The sequence below is a fragment of the Paenisporosarcina sp. P5_A11 genome (assembly GCF_056400705.1).
Genome location: NZ_JBFUKT010000223.1, coordinates 1 through 4,519, shown reverse-complemented (window position 1 = coordinate 4,519; position 4,519 = coordinate 1). Strand labels below are relative to the sequence as shown.

The following is a 4,519-nucleotide window of genomic DNA, read 5'->3' as shown; positions in this document are numbered from 1 at the left end:
AAGTAAGGTGGGGGTTGGTACGGTATTTACCTTTACTTTTCATTTGTCTTTACAAAACGAAAAAAATCCAACAAATTAAGACTTTAACTTTGCTCCAGTCGCAGTATTTCCAACAATAGCAAAAAGGCAGTTCCTAAAATAATGGAACTGCCTCTTTTTTATGGCTCCAGTTTGACGAAGTAGCCTTTCATAACTCCAATAGCGCTTAGGGCGTGTAAAAATTCTCGGTATAATATGGCTGGTTTTTATCGTTAAAGGCGACACCTACACCGAGAAATTTAAAGTCCCGTTTCAATAAATTTTTTCTGTGACCGATAGAGTTCATTAATCCTTCATGTGCAAAAATACTACTTGACTGACCGTAGGCTAAGTTTTCCCCAGCTACTGAATAATTAATTTCGTCCATAGACATTCGCTCAAAAGGAGATTGTCCAGCTAAATTAGTGTGGCTAAAGTAATTGTGCTCAGCCATATCTAGACTATGTTTGTAGGCAGTCCCTCGTATCGTTGATTCCCATGTAACTGGTGGAACTTTGTGATGAACACGTGCAGCATTCGTTAAGTCAAATAATTGGAATTCGAATCCCTCTCTTAAATCCTTGCTAGTGTTGCCATATAAGGCAGGTTTCTGTTTTTCCAGACCTTCCGATAGGATTTGTATGGCAGTTACTGTATCGTTCTCATGCACGTCATAAAATACTGTTACATATACATTTTCGATTAAGAATGTATCCATCTCACCATCATCGTTCAAAATATAATTGATATTTCCTTTTTGAATTTGTTTGATTGGTTTACCCATGGCTTTTTGAACAACGGATTTAGGGCTATTTAATTTAATTCCAAAAGAGGATGCAATTAAATCATTATTAGTGAATAAACCGTTGACTCGGGAAGAATCATCAAAGGAAACCATCATAAAGTTTTGAAAGTCTTTGTGAAATGTGTGCCACTCTGTCCCATATTCATTTGTAGTAATCCTTTTTGCTGTCCCGAGTTCTCGAGTGACACTATCCATTTTGTCCCCAATCTGGATGTTGTACACCGAAAACAAACCATCAGTAGGAGTAGCTAAGGTTGGTTTCTCAACTTGAGTAACAGGGTCATAACTGGTTTCATTTGATGCCAACTTTTCTGGCAGCGTTGCAATTGTACGGGATAGATCATCTATTGCGTTGTTAATATATGGTTGGTCTTTTAAGAATTTATAGCTTTTAATTACTTGTTCGTCCATCGTATCTAAAAAAGAAACGTCAATATATTGACTGACGGGCTTTTCCCAGAGTGGACTTGTTAAATAGGCTACTAAAAGTAAAGTAAGTATTGAACTAAGGTAACGCAAGTATGCCACTCCTTTCGGCTTCCCAGTTAATAATAGAATATAGAGTATGAATGCCCTTAAAAAAGGACTTGTCTTATTACAGAATATCCATTTATTTAAACTAGAATACGTGATGTGCGATTAGTTTCAAAATAAGTTATGAATATAAACGGATAGGGATTAGAATAAGGTTATTAAATGAAAGATTAGGGTGTTATATGGATTCGATTCTTCTGTATTTACAAGATATGAGTTTTTACATGGTAATAATTTTGCCTGTTATTATTGTCGTACGTGTCGTTCAAATAATTAAAGCAAAAAAGAAAACGACAGTGCCTCGTGAATTAGGTATTATCGTGTTTTTTATGTTCCTTACAGGATTGTTATCACAAACGATTTTACCGGAGTTGAGTGTTCAAGAAGGAGTAATAGAACTTACTAATGGCGATCATCAGGCCATAAATGTTGAGCCATTTAGGGTATTAACCGAGACCTATAATGCCATCAGGTACTTGGATTTGTGGCAACCTTTTTTTATTAATTTCGTTGGTAATATTGTAATGTTTATACCCATTGGTTTTCTGCTACCGTTGTTATGGAAAAAGTTTAATCGAGCCTGGCGAACGATTGGAATAGGATTTTTAATATCATTTTTTATCGAACTCTTACAGCTACCTCAAATGCGCAGTAGTGATGTGGATGACTTGTGGCTTAATACATTGGGCGCTTGCATCGGATATGTACTATATAAAAAAATTCCAAATAACTTAAAAGAAAGTTTTAACCGTAAACAATCTGGGTAAACATCGTGAGAGTATTAAATATTAAGGAGTAAATCATCATGATCCCACAAATAGAATCAAAAATGGATGGAAAAAAAATGACCGTAATTGACGAGTTAGTTGAGCAAGGTGTTTTCAAAGTAGAAGGAAAACAATTATATGAACTATCATTATATGAGTTAATCAAAGAACATATGGAAAATGCCAAGTAATGATGCGTCAGAGTGACAGGAGTAATCCTGTTATTCTGACTCTTTTTTAAGTGAACTTATAAAGGTGAATTCAAAACAGATTGAAGGTTCTCTTAAACTTTTGGTGTAAAAATGATATAATTTTACCTTGGGGATTTAAATATGCCTCATTAGATGAAAAAGTAAGTTGAAGTATTTTCTAAAGAAGAGTAAATGTACGTAGAAGTTTATTATTCACGTTACAATAAAAATACACATTATGTTTTTGGAAAAGAGAGTTGATATCACAATGACAACTAATCATTCGTTTTTACCTATTTTGCTCGGTTCTGATATGAATGCATATGGAATGGCAAGAGCCTTCCATGAAGCTTACGGTTTAAAGCCACTTGTTTTAGGGCGTATGAATTTATCAGCAACACAAGATAGCATAATATTGGATTTTCAAGTTATACCTCATTTAAACGAACAAGATGTCTTCGTTCCAGCGCTTATTAAAGTGGCGAGTGAACATGCAGATAAAAAGCTATTACTTTTAGCTTGTGGAGACGATTATGCAAAATTAATTATTAAAAATAAAGACCAACTATCAAAATATTTTGCGGTCCCATACATTGATGAAAAATTGATGGATCGTATTGTATTAAAAGAGAATTTCTATAATATCTGTGAGCAATATGGTTTTGCTTATCCGAAAACATCTCTTTGTACTTTTGAAACGAAAGATTCTTTTACGATAGATTTTATGTATCCGATCATCATAAAAGCATCAAATTCGGTAGAATACTGGAATTGTTCGTTCCCAGGAAAGAAAAAAGTATTTGTGGCGCATGATGAAGCAGAAAAAGACGCGATAATCGAAGCTATTTATAAATCTACGTACAAAGACAATCTAACGATTCAAGAATTTATTCCGGGCGATGATTCTTATATGCGTGTGTTAAATGCGTATGTAGGGAAAGATGGGAAAGTCAAACTCATGTCATTAGGAAACCCGATTTTAGAAGAACATTCACCAGAAGGTATTGGAAGCTATGCGGCTATCATTAATACGTTTGATGAAGCTTTACTTGACAAGGTTCGTGTGTTTTTAGAAGATATCGGTTACAACGGCTTCGCAAATTTTGATATGAAATTAGATTTACGCGATGGTGAATACAAATTGTTTGAGATTAACTTGAGAAATGGCCGCAGTAGTTACTATGTTACTGCAAGTGGTCATAACTTAATGAAGTATGTGGCTGATGATCATATGCTTAATATTCCTCAAACGTTAACGTATGCAAAAGACAAACATCTTTGGATGATTATTCCTAAAGGCGTGTTATTTAAATATGCTCAAAATGATCAGCTAAAACAGCAAGCAAAAGAGTTAATTGCTGAAGGGAAAGTAACGAATCACTTATTTTATAAAGAAGATTTTAATCCGAAACGTTGGGCAAAATTAACTTTGAATAATTTAAATTACTATCGCAAATATAAAAAATACTTCAATAACAAAGGTTTGTCATAAGTTATGAATAAGAAAGTTTTAGGCATCATCGGTGGGGTTGGCCCGCTTGCAACGATGCTGCTTGGTGAAATGATAGTAAAACGGACAAAAGCCCAAACGGATCAACAACATGTCAATATGGCGATTACCAATAATACAAGCATTCCTGACCGTACAACATATATATTGGATCGATCTAAAGCTAATCCTGTACCTGTAATGATTTCAGATGCTGCTAAGTTAAGATCAATTGGCGCTGAAGTTTTAGCTATTCCATGTAATACCGCTCACTCTTTTTATCAAGAAATTCAAGAGGGAGCGGACTTGCAGGTTTTGCATATGATTAATGAAACAGCAAAACGAGCAGCACAAATAGGTGCGAAAAAAGTTGGTATCTTAGCAACAACTGGAACATTAACTACTTCTGTATATCAGTTGGCTTGCCAACATGCAGGAGTTCAACCAATTGTTCCAGATGAAGAAACACAAGAAATGGTCATGTCTGTTATTTATGATGATGTTAAAGCTGGACGACCTGTCGACTTTTTAAAATGGCAACAAATCATTAATAAGTTTGACGAACTCGGTTGCGACCGTATCATTTTGGGTTGTACTGAATTGTCAATTGTAAAAAAAGAGTTAAATCTTGATGATATGTACATTGATTCTATGATGGTATTGGCTGAAAGTGCGATTTTAGCATGTGGCTACGAATTAAAGGATTAACTAACTC

5 protein-coding genes are annotated in these 4,519 nt (G+C 34.7%); 4 read left to right on the top strand and 1 reads right to left on the bottom strand.

The window, feature by feature from the left end; genetic code table 11:
* Positions 1–205: 205 nt before the first annotated feature.
* The gene (locus tag AC1DOS_RS18185; RefSeq protein ID WP_477538635.1) at positions 206–1,351 is read right to left on the bottom strand and encodes a CAP domain-containing protein; all 1,146 of its coding nucleotides are present in this window, start codon (positions 1,349–1,351) and stop codon (positions 206–208) included.
* 230 nt (positions 1,352–1,581) lie between these two features.
* Here AC1DOS_RS18185 and AC1DOS_RS18180 point away from each other — a divergent pair, with 230 nt between their 5' ends.
* The 4 genes from AC1DOS_RS18180 to cuyB all read left to right on the top strand — a co-directional run bounded on the left by AC1DOS_RS18180 (position 1,582) and on the right by cuyB (position 4,512).
* A complete protein-coding gene (locus tag AC1DOS_RS18180) occupies positions 1,582–2,124 on the top strand; it encodes a VanZ family protein (RefSeq protein WP_477538634.1) in 543 nt (180 codons plus the stop codon).
* 38 nt (positions 2,125–2,162) lie between these two features.
* Complete coding sequence (locus AC1DOS_RS18175) at positions 2,163–2,315, top strand: Fur-regulated basic protein FbpA (protein ID WP_477538633.1); 153 nt, start codon at positions 2,163–2,165, stop codon at positions 2,313–2,315.
* 268 nt (positions 2,316–2,583) lie between these two features.
* Positions 2,584–3,807 (top strand): carboxylate--amine ligase, encoded by a 1,224-nt coding sequence (locus AC1DOS_RS18170; protein ID WP_477538632.1) that lies wholly within the window; start codon positions 2,584–2,586, stop codon positions 3,805–3,807.
* Positions 3,808–3,810: 3 nt separating this feature from the next.
* Positions 3,811–4,512, top strand: a complete 702-nt coding sequence (gene cuyB / locus AC1DOS_RS18165) for a cysteate racemase (RefSeq protein ID WP_477538631.1) — start codon at positions 3,811–3,813, stop codon at positions 4,510–4,512.
* Positions 4,513–4,519 lie beyond the last annotated feature (7 nt).